Annotated in this window: 17 protein-coding genes; 10 read left to right on the forward strand and 7 right to left on the reverse strand. The window is 53.6% G+C overall.

Annotated features, from left to right (window positions below; genetic code table 11):
- The first annotated feature begins 27 nt into the window (after positions 1–27).
- Positions 28–777 carry an S-methyl-5'-thioinosine phosphorylase gene (locus tag BOW52_RS01570; protein ID WP_078482325.1) on the forward strand — a complete coding sequence of 250 codons (750 nt, stop codon included), beginning with the start codon at positions 28–30 and terminating at the stop codon, positions 775–777.
- A gap of 27 nt (positions 778–804) precedes the next feature.
- Here the strand turns inward: BOW52_RS01570 and BOW52_RS01575 are convergent, their stop codons facing one another.
- On the reverse strand, positions 805–1,563 hold the full coding sequence (locus BOW52_RS01575; protein WP_078482326.1) for a CsiV family protein: 759 nt from the start codon (positions 1,561–1,563) through the stop codon (positions 805–807).
- A gap of 38 nt (positions 1,564–1,601) precedes the next feature.
- Entirely contained in the window at positions 1,602–5,075 is a 3,474-nt protein-coding gene (gene mfd, locus BOW52_RS01580; RefSeq protein WP_078482327.1) for a transcription-repair coupling factor, read from the reverse strand.
- Between the two features lie 149 nt (positions 5,076–5,224).
- Here mfd and BOW52_RS01585 point away from each other — a divergent pair, with 149 nt between their 5' ends.
- From BOW52_RS01585 to BOW52_RS01595, 3 genes are all read left to right on the forward strand, one after another.
- Positions 5,225–5,458: an RND transporter gene (locus BOW52_RS01585; RefSeq protein ID WP_078482328.1), complete on the forward strand. Its 234-nt coding sequence runs from the start codon at positions 5,225–5,227 to the stop codon at positions 5,456–5,458.
- Positions 5,459–5,532: 74 nt separating this feature from the next.
- Positions 5,533–6,804, forward strand: coding sequence for an NAD(P)/FAD-dependent oxidoreductase (locus BOW52_RS01590; protein WP_078482329.1), 1,272 nt, complete (start codon positions 5,533–5,535; stop codon positions 6,802–6,804).
- Between the two features lie 103 nt (positions 6,805–6,907).
- Positions 6,908–8,254, forward strand: a complete 1,347-nt coding sequence (locus BOW52_RS01595; RefSeq protein WP_172840062.1) for a sigma-54 interaction domain-containing protein — start codon at positions 6,908–6,910, stop codon at positions 8,252–8,254.
- Positions 8,255–8,323: 69 nt separating this feature from the next.
- Here the strand turns inward: BOW52_RS01595 and BOW52_RS01600 are convergent, their stop codons facing one another.
- The 3 genes from BOW52_RS01600 to BOW52_RS01605 form a co-directional block, all read right to left on the reverse strand.
- Positions 8,324–8,986, reverse strand: a complete 663-nt coding sequence (locus tag BOW52_RS01600) for a rhodanese-like domain-containing protein (RefSeq protein ID WP_078482331.1) — start codon at positions 8,984–8,986, stop codon at positions 8,324–8,326.
- A 62-nt stretch (positions 8,987–9,048) separates the two neighbouring features.
- Positions 9,049–9,225: a hypothetical protein gene (locus tag BOW52_RS16905; protein WP_172840063.1), complete on the reverse strand. Its 177-nt coding sequence runs from the start codon at positions 9,223–9,225 to the stop codon at positions 9,049–9,051.
- A gap of 136 nt (positions 9,226–9,361) precedes the next feature.
- The gene (locus BOW52_RS01605) at positions 9,362–10,477 is read right to left on the reverse strand and encodes a hypothetical protein (RefSeq protein ID WP_078482333.1); all 1,116 of its coding nucleotides are present in this window, start codon (positions 10,475–10,477) and stop codon (positions 9,362–9,364) included.
- 162 nt (positions 10,478–10,639) lie between these two features.
- Between BOW52_RS01605 and bioA the strand changes: the two genes are divergently transcribed.
- Entirely contained in the window at positions 10,640–11,938 is a 1,299-nt protein-coding gene (gene bioA / locus BOW52_RS01610; protein WP_236725603.1) for an adenosylmethionine--8-amino-7-oxononanoate transaminase, read from the forward strand.
- Between the two features lie 244 nt (positions 11,939–12,182).
- Here bioA and BOW52_RS01615 read toward each other — a convergent pair whose 3' ends face one another.
- Positions 12,183–12,497 carry a hypothetical protein gene (locus BOW52_RS01615; RefSeq protein WP_078482334.1) on the reverse strand — a complete coding sequence of 105 codons (315 nt, stop codon included), beginning with the start codon at positions 12,495–12,497 and terminating at the stop codon, positions 12,183–12,185.
- Positions 12,498–12,694: 197 nt separating this feature from the next.
- Between BOW52_RS01615 and BOW52_RS17850 the strand changes: the two genes are divergently transcribed.
- The 4 genes from BOW52_RS17850 (at position 12,695) to lolD (ending at position 18,196) form a co-directional block, all read left to right on the forward strand.
- On the forward strand, positions 12,695–13,786 hold the full coding sequence (locus BOW52_RS17850) for an adenylate/guanylate cyclase domain-containing protein (RefSeq protein WP_135621926.1): 1,092 nt from the start codon (positions 12,695–12,697) through the stop codon (positions 13,784–13,786).
- Between the two features lie 48 nt (positions 13,787–13,834).
- Positions 13,835–16,171, forward strand: a complete 2,337-nt coding sequence (locus BOW52_RS01625; RefSeq protein WP_078482335.1) for a GspE/PulE family protein — start codon at positions 13,835–13,837, stop codon at positions 16,169–16,171.
- Between the two features lie 101 nt (positions 16,172–16,272).
- Positions 16,273–17,520 carry a lipoprotein-releasing ABC transporter permease subunit gene (locus tag BOW52_RS01630; RefSeq protein WP_078482336.1) on the forward strand — a complete coding sequence of 416 codons (1,248 nt, stop codon included), beginning with the start codon at positions 16,273–16,275 and terminating at the stop codon, positions 17,518–17,520.
- Positions 17,513–18,196, forward strand: a complete 684-nt coding sequence (gene lolD / locus BOW52_RS01635) for a lipoprotein-releasing ABC transporter ATP-binding protein LolD (RefSeq protein ID WP_078482337.1) — start codon at positions 17,513–17,515, stop codon at positions 18,194–18,196. Before BOW52_RS01630 ends, lolD begins: the two co-directional genes overlap by 8 nt.
- On the opposite strand, the gene BOW52_RS01640 is transcribed toward lolD, so the two are convergent.
- A complete protein-coding gene (locus BOW52_RS01640; protein ID WP_078482338.1) occupies positions 18,193–18,723 on the reverse strand; it encodes a DUF2062 domain-containing protein in 531 nt (176 codons plus the stop codon). The two genes, lolD and BOW52_RS01640, sit on opposite strands and share 4 nt — an antisense overlap.
- Positions 18,724–18,802: 79 nt before the next feature.
- Here BOW52_RS01640 and BOW52_RS01645 point away from each other — a divergent pair, with 79 nt between their 5' ends.
- Positions 18,803–21,088 carry a DNA internalization-related competence protein ComEC/Rec2 gene (locus BOW52_RS01645; protein ID WP_172840064.1) on the forward strand — a complete coding sequence of 762 codons (2,286 nt, stop codon included), beginning with the start codon at positions 18,803–18,805 and terminating at the stop codon, positions 21,086–21,088.
- Positions 21,089–21,094 lie beyond the last annotated feature (6 nt).

Genomic DNA, 21,094 nt, shown 5'->3' on the forward strand with positions numbered 1-21,094 from the left:
TACATTCTCGAATAATCAGGAAACAAAATGGAAAAACTGGCAATTATCGGTGGCACCGGGCTTACCTCTATCAATACCCTGGAGATCACCCAACGTGAGGTAATGCACACGCCCTACGGTGAACCCTCAGGACCTCTGACACACGGCAAAATGTGCGGTCGTGAGGTGGTGTTTCTTGCTCGTCACGGTACCGGTCACACTATTCCTCCGCACATGGTCAACTACCGTGCAAATCTCTGGGCACTGAAAGAGTTAGGGGTGGAGAAGATTCTCGCGGTAGCTGCCGTCGGTGGTATTCGTGAAGATATGCCACCCGGTAAGATTGTCATCCCCGATCAGATCATCGACTACACCTATGGCCGCGACCATACGCTGTTTGAATCCGATCTAACTCACGTGACACACATCGACTTCACCGAACCCTACTGCAACGAAATGCGAGGCCTGATCATTGAGGCATGCCAATCATCAGGCATCGACTTCACCGATAACGGCACCTATGGAGCGACCCAGGGACCACGACTCGAGACTGCTGCTGAGATCGACAAGATGGAAAGGGACGGCTGCCACCTGGTGGGTATGACCGGAATGCCTGAGGCCTCAATAGCCCGGGAGTTTGAACTCTGTTATGCCACCTGTGCGGTGGTGGCTAACTGGGCTGCAGGGCGTAGCGAAGGACCGATCACCATGGAGGAGATCGATCGTCATCTGAGTTCAGGTATGGAACGGGTCGCTGCCATACTGCATCATCTGACGCCTTACTGCTATCCCACCTAGCAGCTAGAGCAATAACGGGGAACACTGCTAGAGCTCAGTCTCTTCCTTAGCCTCTACAGGAGTGATCTGAATCAGCATTCCAAAACGGGGGTGGTCGAAGTAGTGCAGCTCCTTACTACGTAGACGCCGCTTCTGTTTCATGCGGAATCGTTCACCACTGAGCACAATCGCCTCAGCTGCGTAGTCCGATTCATTCGCCTCGAGCGTCGAGTAGTCACTTTCAATCGGTGCACTCTCCATCACCAACGGCTTTGCACCAAACTCACCGACCGCGCCCTCTTCCTTGCCACCAACGATATAGAGCAGATCACTCTCGACATGCAGGTAGCGAGAGAGGGTGACACGTAACGTCCCAACGATTCGGTTGTTTTGATCTTCCGTGGGAGAGATTAAGCGTACGGGCTGCGCCTCGCTAGCTGCGAGCACGGGCTGAGTCCAGGCGGTGTGTAACAGAGGACGAAAGCCCTGCGAACGCCCCAGACTATCCCTCTTTTTGATCAACAGCAGAGAATCGTCAGCGACCTGTTGATAGGGGAGCTGCCCACCTTCACCAAACTCGACCGTCTCCGCCTCAAGCATCGGTAGCGCCCGTGTAATATCAGGCATACCGGGATTGATAGGGAATACCTCACCAACACCTCTACCGGCTGAGGTCTGTTCGAACAGGATCACCTCAATCTGATACCAGCGCGGCTCCTCCTCTTCAGCGAAGGCACAACGCAGGCTCAGTAGAGAGAGGAGTGTGGCGGCGAACAGGGCGCCTACAGTTGATCTAAATATGCTCATGGGCCGATATTACGTCGATGATGACTCTGAAACCAGTCTCACATAATCTCTTCGGGTTGCAGCGCGTTAAGCAGCGTCTCGGTACTCTCCAGTCGATGTTCGGGGGCCTCCATCTCATCAAAGAAGCGCAGCTTATCCTGACCATCGAGTTTGTAACGCTGTGGCTCTGACTGCACCAGGGTGATGATCTTGATCGGATCGATATTGGGCTGTTCATTGAACTGAACTCGTCCACCACTGGGGCCTACATCGATCTTGGCTATGCCGAGTGGTTGCGCCAGCAGTTTCAGACCGGTAATTCTGAACAGGTTCTTGACCGGATCGGGTAGAAGACCGAATCGATCGATCATCTCCACCTGCAGCTCACGTAAAGCATCGCCGCTTTCTGCACTGGCGATGCGCTTGTAGAGCACCAGGCGGGTATGCACATCGTGTAGATAGTCGTCGGGGATCAGTGCTGGGATATGCAGATCGACCTCAGGGCCGTGATCAAGTGGCTGGTCGAGTTCCGGCTGTTTGCCCGCCTTGAGTGCCTTCACTGCGCGTTCGAGCAGCTCGGTATAGAGCGAGAAACCGATTTCGGCGATCTGTCCACTCTGATCGTCACCCAGCAGTTCACCGGCACCACGGATTTCTAGATCGTGGGTAGCAAGCATGAAGCCGGCACCGAGATCTTCGAGTGATTCAATCGCCTCGAGTCGTTTTACCGCATCGGGTGTAATCGTCTTTTTCGAGGGCACCATCAGGTAGGCGTAGGCGCGGTGGTGTGAACGTCCGACACGGCCACGCAGCTGATGCAGCTGAGCCAGCCCCAGTTTGTCGGCGCGGTTGATGATAATAGTGTTGGCGTTGGGTACGTCGATGCCACTCTCGATGATGGTAGTGGCGAGCAGGAGATTGCAGCGACGATGGTAGAAGTCGAGCATGATCTGCTCCAGTTCACGCTCGCGCATCTGGCCATGTGCTACATGGATACGTGCCTCGGGCACCAGCTCGCCCAGCTTGGCGGCCATCTTCTCGATGCTCTCCACCTCGTTGTGCAGGAAGTAGATCTGTCCACCACGCTTGAGTTCACGCAGACACGCCTCGCGGATCAGCGGGCCGTTCCAGTCGCTGACAAAGGTTTTCACTGCTAGCCGCTGTTGTGGCGGGGTAGCGATAATCGAGAAACCACGCAGGCCGACCAGCGACATGTTGAGGGTTCTTGGAATGGGTGTGGCGGTCAGGGTGAGAATATCGACCTCGGTACGCAGCTGCTTAAGCTGCTCTTTCTGCCGCACACCAAAACGGTGCTCCTCATCGACGATTACCAGACCGAGATCGTTATAGGCGATCCCCTTCTGCAGCAGCTTGTGGGTACCGATCACCAGATCGACCTTCCCATCAGCCAGCTTCTCAAGCACCTCATCCTGCTGCTTGGCCGTCTTAAAACGTGACAACACCTCGATACGAAACGGCCAGTCGGCGAAGCGGTCGATAAAGTTCTGATAGTGCTGCTGGGCGAGCAGAGTGGTCGGTACCAACATCACTACCTGCTTGTTGTCATTCATGGCGAGGAAGGCGGCGCGCATCGCCACCTCGGTCTTACCAAAGCCGACATCGCCGCAGACCACCCGGTCCATCGGTTGCACGGAGCACATATCCTCCAGTACCTGATCGATCGCCTGCAGCTGATCGGGGGTCTCCTCGAAGGGGAAGGAGGCAGAGAAGGCGGCATACTCTTCGGAGTTAACTCGAATCGCCTTGCCCTGCAGTGCAGCGCGGCGCGCATAGACATCGAGCAGCTCGGCGGCGACATCACGTACCCGCTCGGCCGCCTTGCGCTTGGCGCGCGACCACTGTTCACTGCCGAGTTTGTGCAGTGGTGCGCTCTCGGGTGAGGTGCCGGAGTAGCGACTGATCAGGTGCAGTGAGGCGACTGGCACATAGAGCTTGTCGTCGCCGGAATACTCGAGGGTGAGAAACTCGCTCTCCATATCGCCAACGGTGAGGGTCTGCATACCGATAAAACGACCCACACCGTGCTCTTCATGCACCACCGGTGCACCGACGTTGAGGTCGGTGAGGTTGCTGATGATTGCCTCATTATCACGGCTAACTGCACGACGGCGGCGTCGCTGCTGTAATCGCTCGCCATAGAGCTGAGCCTCGGTGACGATGGCCAGCTGTGGAGACTCAATCAGTAGCCCCTCATCGATCGGTGCCGCAGTTATTGCAAGCCGGGTGTCGGCAGCGATGAAGTCGTGCCAGCTTTCAAAACTGCTGGGGTAGTGGCTGGCCGCACGCAGCTGCTCGAGTAGCACCTCACGACGTCCTGCCGACTCAGCAACAAACAGGATGCGTCCTTTGAAATCAGTCAGGAAACGGTCGAGTGCCTGAGTCGGTTCCGCATCACGTACCCTGATTGTCAGCGACGGTGGACGAGCCGTCTGGAAGTTAATCCCGCCCTTGATGCTCGGCTCCAGTTCGAAGCTCTGCAGCGACACATGCGGGAAACGCTCACTTATCAAATCGAGCTGTGCGGCATTAAGGAAGAGCGCATCCGGGGCGAGTAGAGGACGCTCCTGATCGTGACGAAGCTGCTCGTAACGCTCTTCAACCTCATTCCAGAAAGCCTCAATACCCGCTTCGACATCGCTGAGGGTGAAGAGGGCGGTTGAATCGGGCAGGTAGTCACTCAGTGTCGCGGTCTGCTCAAAGAAGAGTGGCAGATAATATTCGATGCCACCGGGCGCCTGAGCCTCGCTGACACTGTTATAAATAGGACTCTTCTTCGCATCACCCTCAAATCGCGATCGGAAGGCCTGACGAAAGCGTTTGATCGCATCCTCGGTGAGGGGGAACTCACGTGCAGGTAGCAATCGAATCTCACTCACCTGCTCAACCGAGCGCTGTGTCTCAGGATCAAAGGTACGAATCGACTCGATTTCGTCATCAAATAGATCGATTCGGAAGGGGAGCGAGTTACCCATCGGGTAGAGATCAAACAGCGAGCCGCGCACGGTGTACTCGCCATGCTCCATTACCTGGGCCGTGTGGTTATACCCCCCCGCTTCAAGGCGCAGGCGCATCTGCTCCGGATCGAGCCGATCCCCGACCTTCAGCATCAGGGTGTTCGCTTCAAGATAGCTGCGCGGCGCCAGCCGCTGCATCAGTGTCGGCACCGGCAGAATCAGAATCCCGCGTTGTAGTTGCGGCAGGCGATAGAGGGTGATCAGTCGCTGTGAGACGATATCCTGATGCGGTGAGAAGTGGTCGTAGGGCAGTGTCTCCCAGTCGGGAAAACTCATTATCGGTAGATCGCTACCGCGCGTGAAGAACTCCAGCTCACTCTCCAGAGCGGTTGCGCTCTGCATGTCACCGGTCACCACCACCACAGGACCTTGATGGTGTTGGGCCGCCTCGGCAATCGCCAGGGCTCGGCCAGCACCATAGAGCTGCCCCCACAGCACGGTTCCATTTTGCGTGGGAAGAGAGGTGTTGAGAAGCGGTGTTGTTAGTTTATTACTCATGCACTCGGCGACTTTAAGGGTGAAAAATGGCGCTTATTCTCCCATAGATCGGTATCTGATCGAACCTTGCTGTGATGATGAACGCTCTGTAGGCTGCATGCACCTCACTGTGGGTAACTACCCTTGGATATTGTAAGGATTAATGCGTTATGAATTGGCTCGATGAATTTCCGCTACCGATGTTGGTGATGATCTCACTCATGCTCGGTCTCGCTCCCTTCTCTCCCGAACCCCATCTGGTGGAGAAACTACGCATGCTTACTCAGGGTACATTGCAAAAACCGATGGATATCTTCGATCTCTTCCTGCACGCCACTCCCTCGGTACTGCTGCTGATCAGGCTCGTTCGAGTCGAATTCAAAGGGGGTAGCTCATCCCACTAGATCTATTGGCACAGTAAATGCTTTACCTCATACGCAAATAAAAAAATATACCACCGTGGAGAGGAGAGTATTGAATGGCACATGTAGTGATTATTGGTGCGAGCACCGGCGGTCTTCCAGCTGCCTACGAGATCAAGGATCTGCTGGGTAAGAAACACGATGTAACTGTTATCAACGCTTCGGACACCTTCAGTTTTGTCCCATCCAATCCGTGGGTTGCTGTTGGCTGGCGTAGCCGCAAGGATGTCACCTTTCCCCTCGAGCCCTATCTACGTAAGAAGGGCATCAATCTAATCGCCAACACGGTTACCGAGCTCAAGCCAGATGAGAACACCATCGTGCTCGATGGCGGTGATGAGATCAGCTACGACTACCTGGTAATTGCGACCGGTCCCAAGCTCGCCTTCGATGAGGTCGATGGCATCGGTCCAGACGGACACACTGAATCGATCTGCACCATCAATCATGCTGAAGAGGCGTGTAAAAACTGGGAAAAGTTTGTTGAGAAACCGGGGCCTATCGTTGTAGGCGCGGTGCAGGGTGCCTCATGCTTCGGACCTGCCTACGAGTTCGCTTTCATCATGGATGCCGACCTGCGTAAACGTAAGTTGCGCGACAAGGTACCGATGACCTTTGTCACTGCAGAGCCCTATATTGGACACCTCGGCCTGGGTGGTGTCGGTGATTCGAAGGGTATGCTCGAGTCGGAGCTGCGCCAGAATCACATCAACTTCATCACCAACGCCAAGGTCACCAAGGTTGAAGAGGGCAAGATGTTTGTTGCCGAACACAATAGTGCCGGCGAGGTGATCAAGGAGCACGAACTGCCCTTTGACTACTCAATGATGCTTCCTGCCTTCAGGGGTGTCGATCCGGTGAACGCCGTAGGTGAAGATCTGGTCAATCCACGCGGATTTGTCAAAGTTGATGATTATCAAAGAAATCCCAAATGGAACAACATATATTCGGTCGGTGTTTGTATCGCAATACCTCCAGTAGAGGTGACACCAGTAGCGACCGGAACACCAAAAACCGGCTATATGATTGAGTCGATGGTCACTGCCACCGCACACAACATTCAGCACGATATTGCAGGTGAGGCTCCAGCCAAACATGCAACTTGGCACGCGATCTGCCTAGCAGATCTAGGTGATACCGGCGTGGCCTTTGTAGCGATGCCACAAATCCCACCACGAAATGTCTCGTGGATGAAGAAGGGTAAGTGGGTACACCTGGCCAAGGTCGCGTTTGAGAAGTACTTCATCAATAAGATGAAAAAGGGCTCCAGCGAACCACTGTTTGAGAAGTACATACTGAAGGCGCTGGGTATTGAAAAGCTGAAATAGTACTGACAGTTTCTGCTAAATAGTGGTTGATAACAGGTAAATGACATGACACACTCTCATGATCTGTCATGTCATTCACTGTCAATCAAGGGAAATTAAACCCATGTCATGTGAAAAGAAACCAAGCTGCGAACAGATCATCGATATTCTTCCTGATCCATTTGTAGTGATAGATAACCAGTTTCATATCGTTGCAGCCAATCATCGCTACTGCGATAAATATGGAGTTGCCCACGAAGATATCGTCGGTCGATTCTGTTATGAAGTCTCACACCACTCCAGTGTCCCCTGTAGCCATCATGGCGAGCACTGTCCTCAGGAAGATGTCTTCCGCAAGGGCAAGCCGAGCCAGGTAATCCACGTTCACTACGATCAGCATGGTCACGAGGAGCGTGTTCAGCTGCAGGCGACACCCATTCTGGATGAGGATGGCAATGTGCTCTACATGGGAGAGTACGTCTATCCACTCAGCCAGGCATTCGAGGACCACGTTCAGCTGATCGGTCGTTCACGTGCCTTCCTGCAGATGACGGGTCTGTTGCAGCGTGTAGCGCCTACCCAGACCACCGTGCTTCTGCTCGGTGAGAGCGGTACCGGTAAGGAGTGCGTTGCTCAGTATCTGCACAACTACTCCAACCGTGCCAATGGCCCCTATGTGGTGGTCGACTGTGCCGCACTCGGTTCCAATCTGATTGAGAGCGAGCTATTCGGTCACGAGAAGGGCGCCTTTACCGGTGCTGCAGGATGCAAGAAGGGACTGTTTGAAGCAGCTCACGGCGGTACGCTGTTTATCGATGAGATTGGAGAGCTCCCTCTCGATCTACAGACCAAGCTGCTGCGTGCGCTGGAGACTGGCACCATTCGTCGCATTGGCGGAACTGATTACATCAAGGTCGATGTGCGCGTTATTGCGGCGACCCATCGTGATGTTAAACATATGGTGGCAGAGGGAACGCTTCGTAAGGATCTCTACTACCGTCTCTCAGCTTTCCCTGTCACCATTCCTGCGCTTCGAGAGCGTCTCGATGATGTGCCTGCGCTTGCAGAGAATTTCCTCAGTCGTCTTGAGGATGGTGATCGTCATATTCCTCTTTCACCCGAGGTCATCTCGCGTCTGCTCGAGTATGACTATCCCGGTAATGTTCGTGAGCTACGTAATATCATCGAGCGGGCAGCGATACTGGCCTACGGCGGTGTGCTAGACCCCGAACACCTGGTGTTTGAGTCGACAAGATCCGATAGCACAGAGCCTTCTGGTTATTCGATGGGTAGGAGGCGTCCTGCCAAGTTACTCAATCGCCGTAGTGGGCGCCTGACCGATGATGAGATCATGGAGACCCTCGAGCAGTGTAAGGGCCACCGTGCCTCAGCGGCGGCTGAGCTGGGTGTCAGTGAACGCACGCTCTACCGCTACATACAGCGAATGCGAGGGGATGAGGCCGAAGCCTAAATCCTTTCAACTATGCAGCACAAAAAAGGGGCGCTAAAAGCGCCCCTTTTTATTACCGCTGATAACAGTCTATTTGACTATTGTCAGACCCAGCACTTCCCAGGTCTGCATACCGCCACGGAACCACTTGATCTTATCAGCAGGGTAGCCGAAGCGAAGCAGGGTCTTAATCGACATGGGCGACTGACCACACCACATACCGTTACAGAAAAGCACGATAGTCTTCGCATCGCGGAAGTCCCACATACCATCCTGCTCCTTGGCACCAAATTCGATCATCTGATCGGCGATGGTGACAGGGTCAGCACCCATTGAAGGGGCCAACTTGGTGAAGGGGATATTCACAGCACCTGGGATGGTGCCACGGGTAACCCACTCAGGGGTGCGCGAATCGACTAGCATCACAGAGCTGTCGCCATCACTCAAACGCTTGGCATAGTGAATGACCTCTACTTCACCAACGGTCTCAACACCAGAACCCAGGTTCATTGGCTGAATGCAGAAGGGCGGACATTTACGTGAGGTCTTGGCAAACGCAGGATTAACCATATGGCTCTGATCCTGATTACGCATGATGTCAACAGACTTGCCGTTGTGCATCACGGAAACCTTACCAATCTTAGGTGTGATCTTTACCTTCATCTCACCGTGGTGATCAGCCATTGCCGAAGCAGGCAGAGCGAGTAGTGCGGCCATTGCGGTAGAAGCAAGAAGTTTTTGAACAGATTTCATTGAGTACCCTCCAATCTAAAATATTTTTTATATTCTCTTTGTAAAGACTTTAGTAAACCGACTTAATCACAATCCGGTTCTGCTTCGGTCTCAGCTGTATTCTCATCATTTGTGGTACCACCACTTTCTGAAGTTGTCTGGCCAGATGTTTCAGCCGCTTTTTCGCCACTCTCTGCAGCATATGCTGACGGAAGCAGTGCGAGCAGTCCCAGACAGATCAGAACTCTCTTCAAGGTCATACCTATCTCCATTTAATTATCTCTTGGGTGATATGCCGTACCCGGACTATCTTGGTGTCTACCACCTAGTTTGGCTATAAGGGAAACCCCTATGAACTGCATCACATAAAAGCCACATATTTTATGGAGTTAATGCTCAGTGCGGTTGTCGTTTAATTAACGCCACACGTTTCTCATAGGCTTCACGAGCGATAGTCACATCCTCGATAAAGTAGGGCAACTCATTCATCGTTAATGCCTGCGGTCCATCGACCAACGCCTTACCTGGATGTGGATGGAAATCGACCAGAATCATGTTAGCCCCAACAACCACGCCCTGAGCAGCGACATGCATCACATCGAGTATTCCGTCTGCACCTGCTTCACGGGTACCGACTGAGTGTGAGGGATCGATACAGACCGGCATGCGGGTGAGTCGTTTGACCACCGGCACATGGGAGAAGTCGACAAAGTTACGATGCGGATCGCCCATATTGGTCTTCATACCACGTAGTGCAAAGATTACCCGGCTATTGCCCTCACTGGCGAGATACTCAGCGGCGTTGAGTGACTCCTCAAGCGTTATGCCGAAGCCGCGCTTGAGCAGTACCGGGTGGGTCTGTTGACGTCCGACAATCTTCAGCAGTTCGAAGTTCTGGGTATTGCGTGTACCGATCTGCAACATCACACCGGTCGGGTTACCGGTCTGCTCTAGTGCCTCGTTGATCTCATCGAGATGACTCTCGTGGGTGATCTCCATGGCGATTACCTTGATACCGTATTTACCGGCCAACTCGAAGACATAGGGGAGACAGCTCTTACCGTGGCCCTGAAAAGAGTAGGGGTTGGTGCGAGGTTTGTAGGCACCCATTCGGGTGCAGACCTGACCATTATCCTGCAGTGCCTTCATCATCTGCTCAACATGCTCGGGATTATCAACAGCGCAGAGGCCGGCGAAGATATTGAGATTATCCTGATCAAAGTGAACACCGTTATAGTCAAATCCGGTCGGGCGTTGATCGTCACGATGGCGACCAAGAATTCGATACTCCTCCGAAACACGGACCACCCGTTCAACGGCGGGCAGGGCACCAATCTCGTCGGCATCGAGTGCCGCAGTATTACCCACCAGATAGACCTCGGTCAGAACCTGCTCGGTACCGCGCTCCTCATGCACCCGGCTCTGAATATCGGGCAGATTGGCCAGGTGTTCCATCAAGGCGGAAAATTCACTACTCTCTTTATCGATCTCGGGATGCAGGATGAGAATCATGGCCAGCGGCGCTCCAGATAGAAGTTGGTATTTCCGGCGAGTATAGCGCAACCGTAGTGCGCTAAAAGTGAAACTTGCCTGACAAATCATGGGTAGCCGATAATCGCATCAATCAAGGTGAGGAGCGCTCCTCGCCATAACCGGGATTCACCACATCAAGCCGTGAAAAAACAGATCTCCAACACCGATCATGCCGACTGGCTCAGCTTCGACGCTGAGCATATCTGGCACCCCTACAACACCGTTATCGATCCACTGCCCAATCTGCCAGTCGTTGCAGCAGAGGGTGTCTATCTGCAGCTTGAAGATGGCCGACGTCTAATCGATGGCATGTCCTCCTGGTGGTCGGCAATCCACGGTTACAACGTGCCGCAACTCAATCAGGCGATTATTGAACAGAGCCAGAAGATGGCTCATGTTATGTTCGGCGGTATCACCCACCCTTCCGCCGTTGAGCTTGCCAGGCGTCTCATCGATCTCACCGCTGAACCTTTACACCACGTTTTTTTCGCCGATTCAGGCTCAGTCTCAGTTGAAGTGGCGATCAAAATGGCCATCCAGTATTGGATAACCACGGGCAAGGGCAGGAAGCGTCGTCTGTTAACCGTTCGTAATGGCTATCATGGCGATACCTTCGGTGCGATGGCGGTTACCGACCCCGACAACAGCATGCATTCACTCTTCAAAGAAATCGTTGCAGAGCATCTCTTTGCGCCAGCACCAAACTGTCAGAACGACCAAGCAGACATCACTGCATTTGAACGGTTAATTTCGAACCACCACGACGAACTGGCCGCAGTGATTCTTGAACCGATCGTACAGGGGGCGGGAGGTATGCGTTTCTACTGCCCTGACTATCTGCGACAGGTTCGTTCACTCTGTGATCGCCACGATGTGCTGCTGATACTTGATGAGATCGCCACTGGCTTTGGCCGTACCGGTACCCTGTTTGCCTACGAACAGGCCGATATCGTTCCCGACATCCTCTGTATTGGCAAGGCACTCACTGGTGGATATATGACGCTTGCAGCAACACTGACCACCAATAGGGTGGCCTACGGAGTTAGTGCCGATGGTCAAGGCGTGTTAATGCATGGTCCCACCTTCATGGCCAATCCACTTGCCTGTAGCGTTGCCACTGCCAGTATCGATCTACTGCTCGACTCACCCTGGCAATCTCGGGTTGCGGCCATTGAGAAGCAGCTCCAGTCAGAATTGGCACCCTGTGAACAGTCTGAGCTTGTCAAAAAGGTGCGTTGCCTTGGAGCTATCGGTGTTGTGGAGTTAACGCAGCCTGTCGATATGGCCTGGCTACAGCCTCGGCTGGTCGAGGAGGGTGTCTGGATTCGCCCCTTCGGACGGCTGATCTATCTGATGCCACCCTATATCATTGAACCGGAGCAACTCTCACAGTTGACCAGCGCCGTCGTCACCGTTATCTGCGAGATGGATGCGCAATAAATCCCGCCTTCAACGGCTGATCTTCACGCTATCGATAGCGTCGAACCGGTGCCGGATATTAATGAGGTCTCACAGATAACCGCAGCAAGACTGATTCAGAAGGTGATTTCATTCTGGGGCTATCGACACGGTTTTAAGAATTGAGTGAAGTGTGGTTCTCATACTCTGGTTGAATATGATCTAGATGATTTTACTGCGGATAGAAGGTTCGAGCGCACCGGCCTGATTTCACCGGCGCTCAATATCATTGGGGCTTCTTTTTTCGATTAACCACTGAGTGGAGCACGTACTGGCGTTCAAAATAGACGGTAAAGCCTTCGAAAACCCAGCGACTGATCGGCGGTTCGCCGACCGCATCACGCTGCTCCAGCGGAGCGCCATATTTGGCTTCAACATCAGCCATGGTCATACCTAGCGTTGGGCAGTCTGCACACTGATTGGCATGAATAGAGACAATTTCGAGCTCATCACCGCTCTCAACCCTCGTCTCCGTCTCAGCAAATGTGGTGAGAGGAAGCAGCAGTGCGACGGCGAGTAATCTCTTGACTGTTTTCGACATTATTATTGGCCCCTGATCCGGATAAACATCCTTATAACAACTGCAAAGACTATAGCACCTTGTCATAATGAGGCAAAAGGTACTTCCATCGAAATTATGTGGTAATGTCATGCCACCTATAATTGTCTAACGATAACAAATCAGACGAAGTAACACCCTGTTTAGGCACCATTTTTGTCAACTGAGAAAAGAACGCTTTGAGTCAGGAATCCCCCTTTCAATCCACCACATCGACGCTTAAAGAGCACAAAATCACCGTGCTGCTCATCGACGATCAGGCAATGATTGGTGAAGGTGTGCGGCGCATGCTCGCCGATGAGAAAGATATCGATTTCCACTTCTGCAGTGATCCAACCGACGCGATGACCGTCGCCAATGAGATCAGGCCCACTGTAATTCTTCAGGACCTGGTGATGCCAGAGGTGGACGGCCTGACCCTGGTTAAGTTCTTTCGTGCTAATCCTCTGACCAAAGATATTCCGATGATTGTGCTCTCATCTAAGGAGGAGGCTACAACAAAGGCGGAGGCATTTGCACGGGGTGCCAACGACTACATGGTCAAGCTACCCGATCAGATTGAGCTGATCGCACGCATTCGTTACCACTCCAAGGGCTATATCAATCTACTCGAACGTAACGAGGCATTTGCCGCATTGCGATTAGAGCAAGAGAAAGCGGAAAAGCTGCTGCTCAATATATTGCCTAAACCCATCGCCGAACGCCTCAAAGGGGCCCAGAACACGATTGCGGACTACTTCTCTGAAGCGAGTGTACTATTTGCCGACATTGTCGGATTTACAGAGCTTTCATCTCGCCTCTCGCCAACTGATCTAGTCGCTGAATTAAACCTGATCTTCTCCGCCTTCGATTTGCTTGCAGAGAAACACGGCGTGGAGAAGATAAAAACGATCGGCGATGCTTATATGGTCGCAGCCGGCCTGCCGACACCACGAGGAGATCACGCCGAGGTGCTGGTTGCACTGGGTCTCGACATGCAGCAGGCGGTAGAGAAGTACAACGCCAGTAGCACACAGTCGATCGGCATTCGCATTGGCATCAGCTCCGGGCCAGTAGTAGCCGGTGTAATGGGCTCGATCAAGTTTATCTACGACCTGTGGGGCGACACCGTCAACATTGCCAGCCGCATGGAGTCCCATGGCGTTGAGGGTCGCATACAGGTCTCCGAAACGACTCGCGACCTGCTACCCGATCACTTTCAATTTGAAGATCGTGGTGCCATTCAGATCAAAGGCAAGGGCGAAATGAATACCTACCTTATCGTCTCCTGACGATAAGCAAACCACTCAATTACAAATTCATAAGGTTTCGAGGGGAATATGGACGAGCGTTACTCGCAGGCACAGAACAACAAGCTGCAGGCATCTATCGAATTCCAGGTCATGCTCAATGACATCGCACAGCGCATCAGCAAGGCAACCAGCTTCTTCGATGTGATGCCTGAGATCGAAGCCGATATGCTTCGCATCCTCCGCGCAGAGCGTGTCACCATCTACAAACGTGATCGCAACGGACGAGAGATCTGCTCGACCTATAAGAGCAGTGACGACGTTAAAGAGATCCGTGTCCCACTTACCAACACCTCAATTGCCGGCTATGTTGCACTGACGCAGAAGGTGCTACGCATTGATGACGTCTATGATGAGAAAGCGCTGCAGCGCATCCATCCTAATCTCTGTTTTAACACCCACTTTGACAATACCTCCGGTTATCGCACCAAGTCGATGATGGTCACACCGATCAAAAAAGATGGCGTAATGCTGGGTGTCATGCAGGTGCTCAACCATATCGAAGAAAAAACCTTCACTGAAGTTGATCTGCATAACGCCGTCAAACTGGCCACCATTATCGGCAACCGATTTAAATTTGAACTGGGCGGAACCAGCGGACCATTTGAGTATTTAATCGAGAACGAAAAGATCAGTGAAGAGGATCTGGAGCAGTGCCAGGAACGAGCACAGAAGCTCGGTATTCCAGTAACCAGTCTGATGATCAGTGAGTACAACCTCGAGCGTGACGAGATCGGTGAATCTCTGGAGAACTATTACCAGGTTCCCTACATGAGCTACGATGATGGGCTCAATATTCCCCGTGGCATGATCTCGAAGGTCAGCAACAACTACCTGCTCAAGCAACTCTGGGTACCCGTCGAGGGGAACCAGGATGAGGTTACCATTCTCATTGACGATCCGATCGACAGTGATCGGATCATGGAGACCCAACGTGTCCTTAATGCAAAAAACTTTGTCTTCAAGGTTGGTCTGGCCACCGATATTCGAGCCTACCTCGGTGTAAAGGACGATCTCAGCGGTGGCGGACGTGCCAGTGAGGTTTTAGAGAATCTCAAGTCCGTCGATCTGAAGCGTGAAGAGGAGGAGCACGCCAAAAAACAGACCGGAAAACAGGCTGTAAATGATGATGTTGAATTGGTCGCCGAAGAGGCCTTCGATGCACTCGATGACAACGCTGCACCCGTTATTAAACTGGTCAACCAGATTATCGTTGATGCATACAACTCCGATGTCTCCGATATCCATATCGAACCGGGTAAGGGCGATGATGATGCCTCAGTCAGATACCGCGTCGATGGCATCTGCAACCTGCATCTCACGCTACCAGCCAACTACGTTCCTGCGATCGTCTCACGCATCAAGGTGATGTCGAGTCTCGATATCTCAGAGCGTCGTCTACCTCAGGATGGCAAGCTGAAGGTCAAAATCCGCGACAAGATGATTGAGCTGCGTATCGCCACACTACCCACCGTCAATGGTGAAGGGGTGGTAATGCGTATTTTGGCTGCCAGTGAACCGCTACCTATTTCGCGCCTCAATCTCAGTGAACGTAACCACGACAGGCTGATTGAGGGCGTCTCTCAGCCTCACGGAATCTTCCTGGTGGTCGGCCCGACCGGTTCGGGCAAAACCACCACGCTACATGCCGTACTCGGCCATCTGAACAAACCCGATCGTAAGATCTGGACCGCTGAGGATCCGGTCGAAATCACCCAGAAGGGGCTTAGCCAGGTTCAGGTGAAACCAAAAATCGGACTCACCTTCGCCGCAGCTCTGCGCTCATTCCTGCGTGCAGACCCGGATATCATCATGATCGGCGAAATGCGCGATGCCGAGACCGCCGAGGCGGGCATCGAGGCCTCTCTCACCGGCCACCTGGTGCTCTCAACCCTGCACACCAACTCAGCGCCCGAGACGATTACCCGACTGCTCGATATCGGCCTCAACGCAATCAACTTCTCCGATGCGCTCAATGGTGTGTTAGCGCAAAGACTGGTCAGAACGCTCTGTCCGAAGTGTAAAACCACCTCTGCAGCCACCGACGAAGAGTACAACCACCTGCAACTACTCTACGGAAAGGAGCAGTTCTCTGAGCTCGGTTACGAGCGCGAGGGGTTAGAACTCCACCGCGCAGTCGGCTGTAAAGCGTGTAGCAATACCGGCTATCGCGGTCGTACTGGTGTACACGAGTTGTTGATCGCATCGCCTGAGATCAAGGAGATGATCTATCACGGTGCCACCGCCTCAGAGATTCGTGATCGAGCGGTAGAGGAGGGAATGCGCACCCTGCTTCAAGACGGTGTCTGGAAGCTACTCAAGGGTGATACCGATTTGGAACAGTTAAAACGAATCGTCTCCGACTAATCGGGGCCTCACTCTAAACAGATAACAACAGAGAGCTTGCCCAGAGGGTGCCTTTAACGGCACTCTTACGGCACCTCAGGTAACTACGGTCCATTCATTTCATGTTTCATCCGCTGGAACTCTTCATCGGGCTGCGCTATATGCGCGCCAAACGACGCAATCAGCTGATCTCCTTCACCTCGTTCAGCTCGATGATCGGCATCGCGCTCGGTATTACCGCGTTGATCACCGTGCTCTCTGTCATGAACGGCTTCGAAAAGGAGCTGCGCGAGCGCATCCTCGGTATGGCCTCGCACGCCACCATCTCTGGTGTGCGTGGCAAACTGCACGGCTGGCAACCACTTGCCGAACGTGCAGCCGAGACCGAGCATGTGGTCGGTGTCGCCCCCTATATTCAGGCCGAAGGAATGTTGAGTTTCGGCCGTGAGGTCAATGGCGCCATTATTCGCGGAGTCGATCCAGACATTGAGTCTCAGGTCTCCGAGGTCTCCGAGAAGGTGAGTCAGGGAGAGTTCACCTCACTCCAGGCTGAAGGTTTTAACATCGTGCTCGGCAAGGAGCTCGCCTGGAGTCTGGGCGTCGGCATTGGCGATAAGCTCACGCTCGTCACTCCTCAGGCGAGTGTCACAGTAGCGGGCGTGATGCCCCGACTTAAACGCTTCACCGTCTCTGGTATCTTCGAAGTCGGTATGTATGAGTACGACCACGGCATGGCCTTTATCCATATCCGTGATGCCGCCAAGCTATTCCGTTTCGGCGAGGCGATCAGCGGTGTTCGGCTCAAGCTCGACGATATGTTTCTCGCACCCGCAACTTCGCGAGACCTGGCCGAGACGATGCCAGTCAGCGTGCGGGTAAGCGACTGGACCCGTCAGCACGCCAACTTCTTCCGTGCAGTGAAAACTGAGAAGACCGCCATGTTCATTATGTTGATGCTGATCATCGCCGTGGCCGCCTTCAATATCGTCTCCACTCTGGTGATGGTGGTTGCTGACAAACGCGCCGATATTGCCATCCTGCGTACCATCGGTGCATCACCCAGATCGATCATGGCGATCTTTATGGTCCAGGGCACACTGATCGGAGTGATCGGCACGGTGCTGGGCGTACTCGGTGGCGTCGCTCTAGCACTCAACGTACCCGATCTGGTCGCCTGGATTGAACGGCTACTCGAGATTGAGTTCCTCTCCGCTCAGGTCTACTACATCTCTTCAATGCCCTCCGATCTGCGCATCGATGATGTTACCCGCGTGGCAGTGGTCGCCTTCCTGCTCAGCGTGGTTGCAACCATCTATCCCGCCTGGCGTGCAGCCCGAACCCAGCCGGCGGAGGCGCTCCGTTATGAGTGATTTGGTACTCGAATCGAAGGGCGTCGCCAAGCAGTTCCAGGATGGCCGTCTGACCGTCGATGTGCTCAGCGCCGTTGACTTCACGGTCGATAAGGGTGAGCAGGTCGCGATCATCGGAGCCTCAGGATCAGGAAAAAGCACGCTGCTGCACCTTCTTGGTGGCCTCGATACCCCCAGCGCCGGTGAGGTGTGGGTGGCGGGTGAGAATCTCGCCACACTCAATGAACAGCAGCGCGGTAAGTTGAGAAACCGATCGCTCGGATTCATCTACCAGTTCCACCATCTTCTAGCCGAATTCACCGCACTGGAGAATGTGGCAATGCCACTACTCATTCGTGGCGAGAAGGGCGAGGTAGCGCTAAAAACCGCCTCTGCACTGCTTGATCGTGTTGGTCTGAGTCATCGAGAACTGCATAAACCGGGAGAGCTCTCAGGTGGTGAACGACAGCGTGCGGCAGTCGCCCGCGCTCTGGTAACCAATCCAGCCTGTGTGCTGGCCGATGAACCGACCGGCAACCTCGATAAACAGAATGCGGCACAGGTCTATGGGCTGATGCGCGAACTCAATGCCGATCTGGGCACCAGCCTGGTGGTGGTGACCCACGATCACGATCTGGCAGCAGAGATGGGACGGGTCTGTACCTTGGATAGCGGAGTGCTGCGGGACGGCCTCTAGGGCAGATGTTTGCTGTGGCGCTTGGCCCGTTTTCGTTGATAGTGACGCACAATATGCAGGCGCCATAGACCTCGGACAATAAAGTAGACGAGCAACGAGCAGATTGTTCCAACCAGCAGGCTACCGAGCAGTAGCGGCTCCCAGATCACACTCATCTCATGCATGAACCACTCGACCGAGAGTTCGATGTCGAAGTGCTCTGGCTCAATATTGAGCAACCACGCGCCCACCTTATAGGTGGTGTAGAACATCGGTGGAATAGTAATCGGATTGGTGATCCAGACCAGCGTCACCGATATCGGTAGATTAGTGCCCATCAGAACGGCCAGTACCGCAGCGAAAATCATCTGGAAAGGCAGAGGAATAAAGGCACAGAAGATCCCGACGGCAAATGCACCGGCGACTGAACGGCGATTAAGATGCCAAAGATTGGGATTATGGAGATGCTCACCAAGAAACTGTAAGCATTTGTGTTCACGGATCTTTTTGTGATCCGGCATATAGCGCTTTATCAGTTTTCTTGGCATGCTCAGCAGGGTCTGTTTACGGGTTCACCATCAGGATCGATGGTCAAACTATTATGCACATTTTCATGGATGGAAAAATATGTTTTCAGGGACGATTGCCTTTTTATTTGGCGTAGTTGCGTTAAATCAACTTCCAGTGCTGCCCGAACCCGATGGGTTACAGCTACTTCTTCTGCCATTTCTGCCAATTGCACTCCGATACCGTTCTAGTCGTCTGCTCGCAATTCTAATCATTGGCTTTGGCTACGCCGCCCTGCGTGCCCATCTGCTGATAGCCAGCGAATTGCCCATCTCATTCGAAGGCCGTGGTCTCACTATTGAGGGGCATATCGTCTCTATCCCTGAGGGTGATAGCGCACAACGATTCATGTTCGAGATCGAACGGGGATATAGCGACGATCAGATCTATACAGGTCCAAAACGAGTGCGTCTTAGCTGGTATCGAAGCCCACAACTGCTACAGGTGGGTGAACGGTGGCAGCTCCGCATCAAACTGAAACGCCCTCACAGCTATATGAACCCTGGCGGCTTCGACTATGAACGGTGGTTGCTGCAGAAGCGGATTCGCGCAACAGGTTATGTGAAGCAGAGCCACGATAACCGGCGTCTTGAGCGAGGAAATGGCTGGCAGATCGATTCACTGCGTCAGCAGGTAAAAACACGTCTGACAGAACTACTCGGTGATCATTCTCAGCGAACCATTCTGATCGCACTTGCCATCGGAGAGCGTGATGGCATTAGTGACGCGCAGTGGCAACGTTTTCGCGATACCGGCACCAGTCATTTGATGGCGATTTCAGGACTCCATATCGGACTGGTTGCCGGGTTTGTCTATTTGCTGGGGCGCTGGTTTTGGAGCCGTTCAGAACGGTTAATGCTCCGATGGCCAGCGCAGCGGGCGGCCGCCGTAGCCGCACTACTCGGTGCCATTTTTTACGCTGCTCTTGCCGGATTCTCGATTCCGACGATTCGTGCACTGATTATGGTCTCGGTGCTGATGAGTGGAATCGTTCTGGGGCGCCATATTCCCTCGATGCGGGCACTCGCCACAGCGATGGTGGCGGTACTGCTATTTGATCCCTTTGCCGTCCTCAGTCCCGGTTTCTGGCTCTCTTTTGGTGCCGTGGCGACGATCCTCTACGTCTCGAACCACCGTATTGCGACGGCTGGACTCTGGTGGCGTTGGGGACGTATTCATCTGCTGATCACCATCGGTCTTACGCCGCTCATGCTACTCCTGTTTCAACAGCTCTCGTTGATCGCTCCCCTGGCCAACTTCATCGCCGTCCCCTGGGTCAGCCTGCTAGTTCTGCCCACCAACCTGCTCGGAACGCTCCTATCTGGCCCACTACCTGGTGTCGCAACACTACTATTGCAGTTGAGTACTGCCATGATGGATGGACTCTGGTGGGTACTGGGAGGAATGGCTGAGCTACCCGGAGTCAGCCTGACAGTAACTCCCCTGTGGTGGACGCCTATTCCCGCTATCCTGGGTGTAATCGTCCTACTCGCACCACGAGGGTTTCCAGCACGCTGGTTGGGACTACTGTTAATACTACCGCTACTACTCAACCGTCCATCACCACCCGCTATGGGTGAGGCTCGTTTTTCACTACTGGATGTTGGGCAGGGACTGGCCTCGGTCATTCAGACCCACTCTCACGCACTCGTTTTCGATACGGGGCCAAAATACCGAAGCGGTTTTAATACCGGCGATGCCGTCGTCGTTCCCTATCTCCGTAAACAGGGCGTCAGCGCCGTTGATCGGATGATTATCAGCCACGGTGATCTCGACCATATTGGCGGCGCCGTGGCAGTTGCCGAAGCGATCCCCGTTGACCGTATTGAGAGCAGCGTTCCTGAGCAGTTAAAAGATCTGGTGGCGCAGAGCTGTACCGCACCGCAAATATGGAGATGGGACGGTGTGCTGTTTGAGTTGATTCACCCCACCACACCCCTAAGCGGCGATGAGAACAACAGTTCCTGCGTGCTACGTGTATCAGTAGGCGACCATGCAATCCTGTTAACCGGCGATATCGAGGCTGAGGCAGAACAGCAACTCGTTGAGCGTCTGGGTAACGATCTTGCTGCTGATCTACTCATCGCTCCGCACCACGGTAGCCTCACCTCATCGACAGAGCGATTTATCGATACCGTCTCACCGCAGCAGGTGCTCTATCCAGTGGGCTACCGCAATCGTTACCGTTTCCCCCATCCAACCGTTCAGGCCCGTTATGCACAACGCGGTATCCTGCAGTACGACACCGCCAGCGGTGGGGCACTCTCAACAACACTCAGCAGTCATGGAGTAGGGCCTCTGCAACAGTACCGCAGGCTTGCCCGCAGGTACTGGCACCACGACTAAAACGGC

The sequence above is a fragment of the Solemya pervernicosa gill symbiont genome (assembly GCF_002020875.1).
In the GTDB taxonomy this organism is placed as follows: Bacteria; Pseudomonadota; Gammaproteobacteria.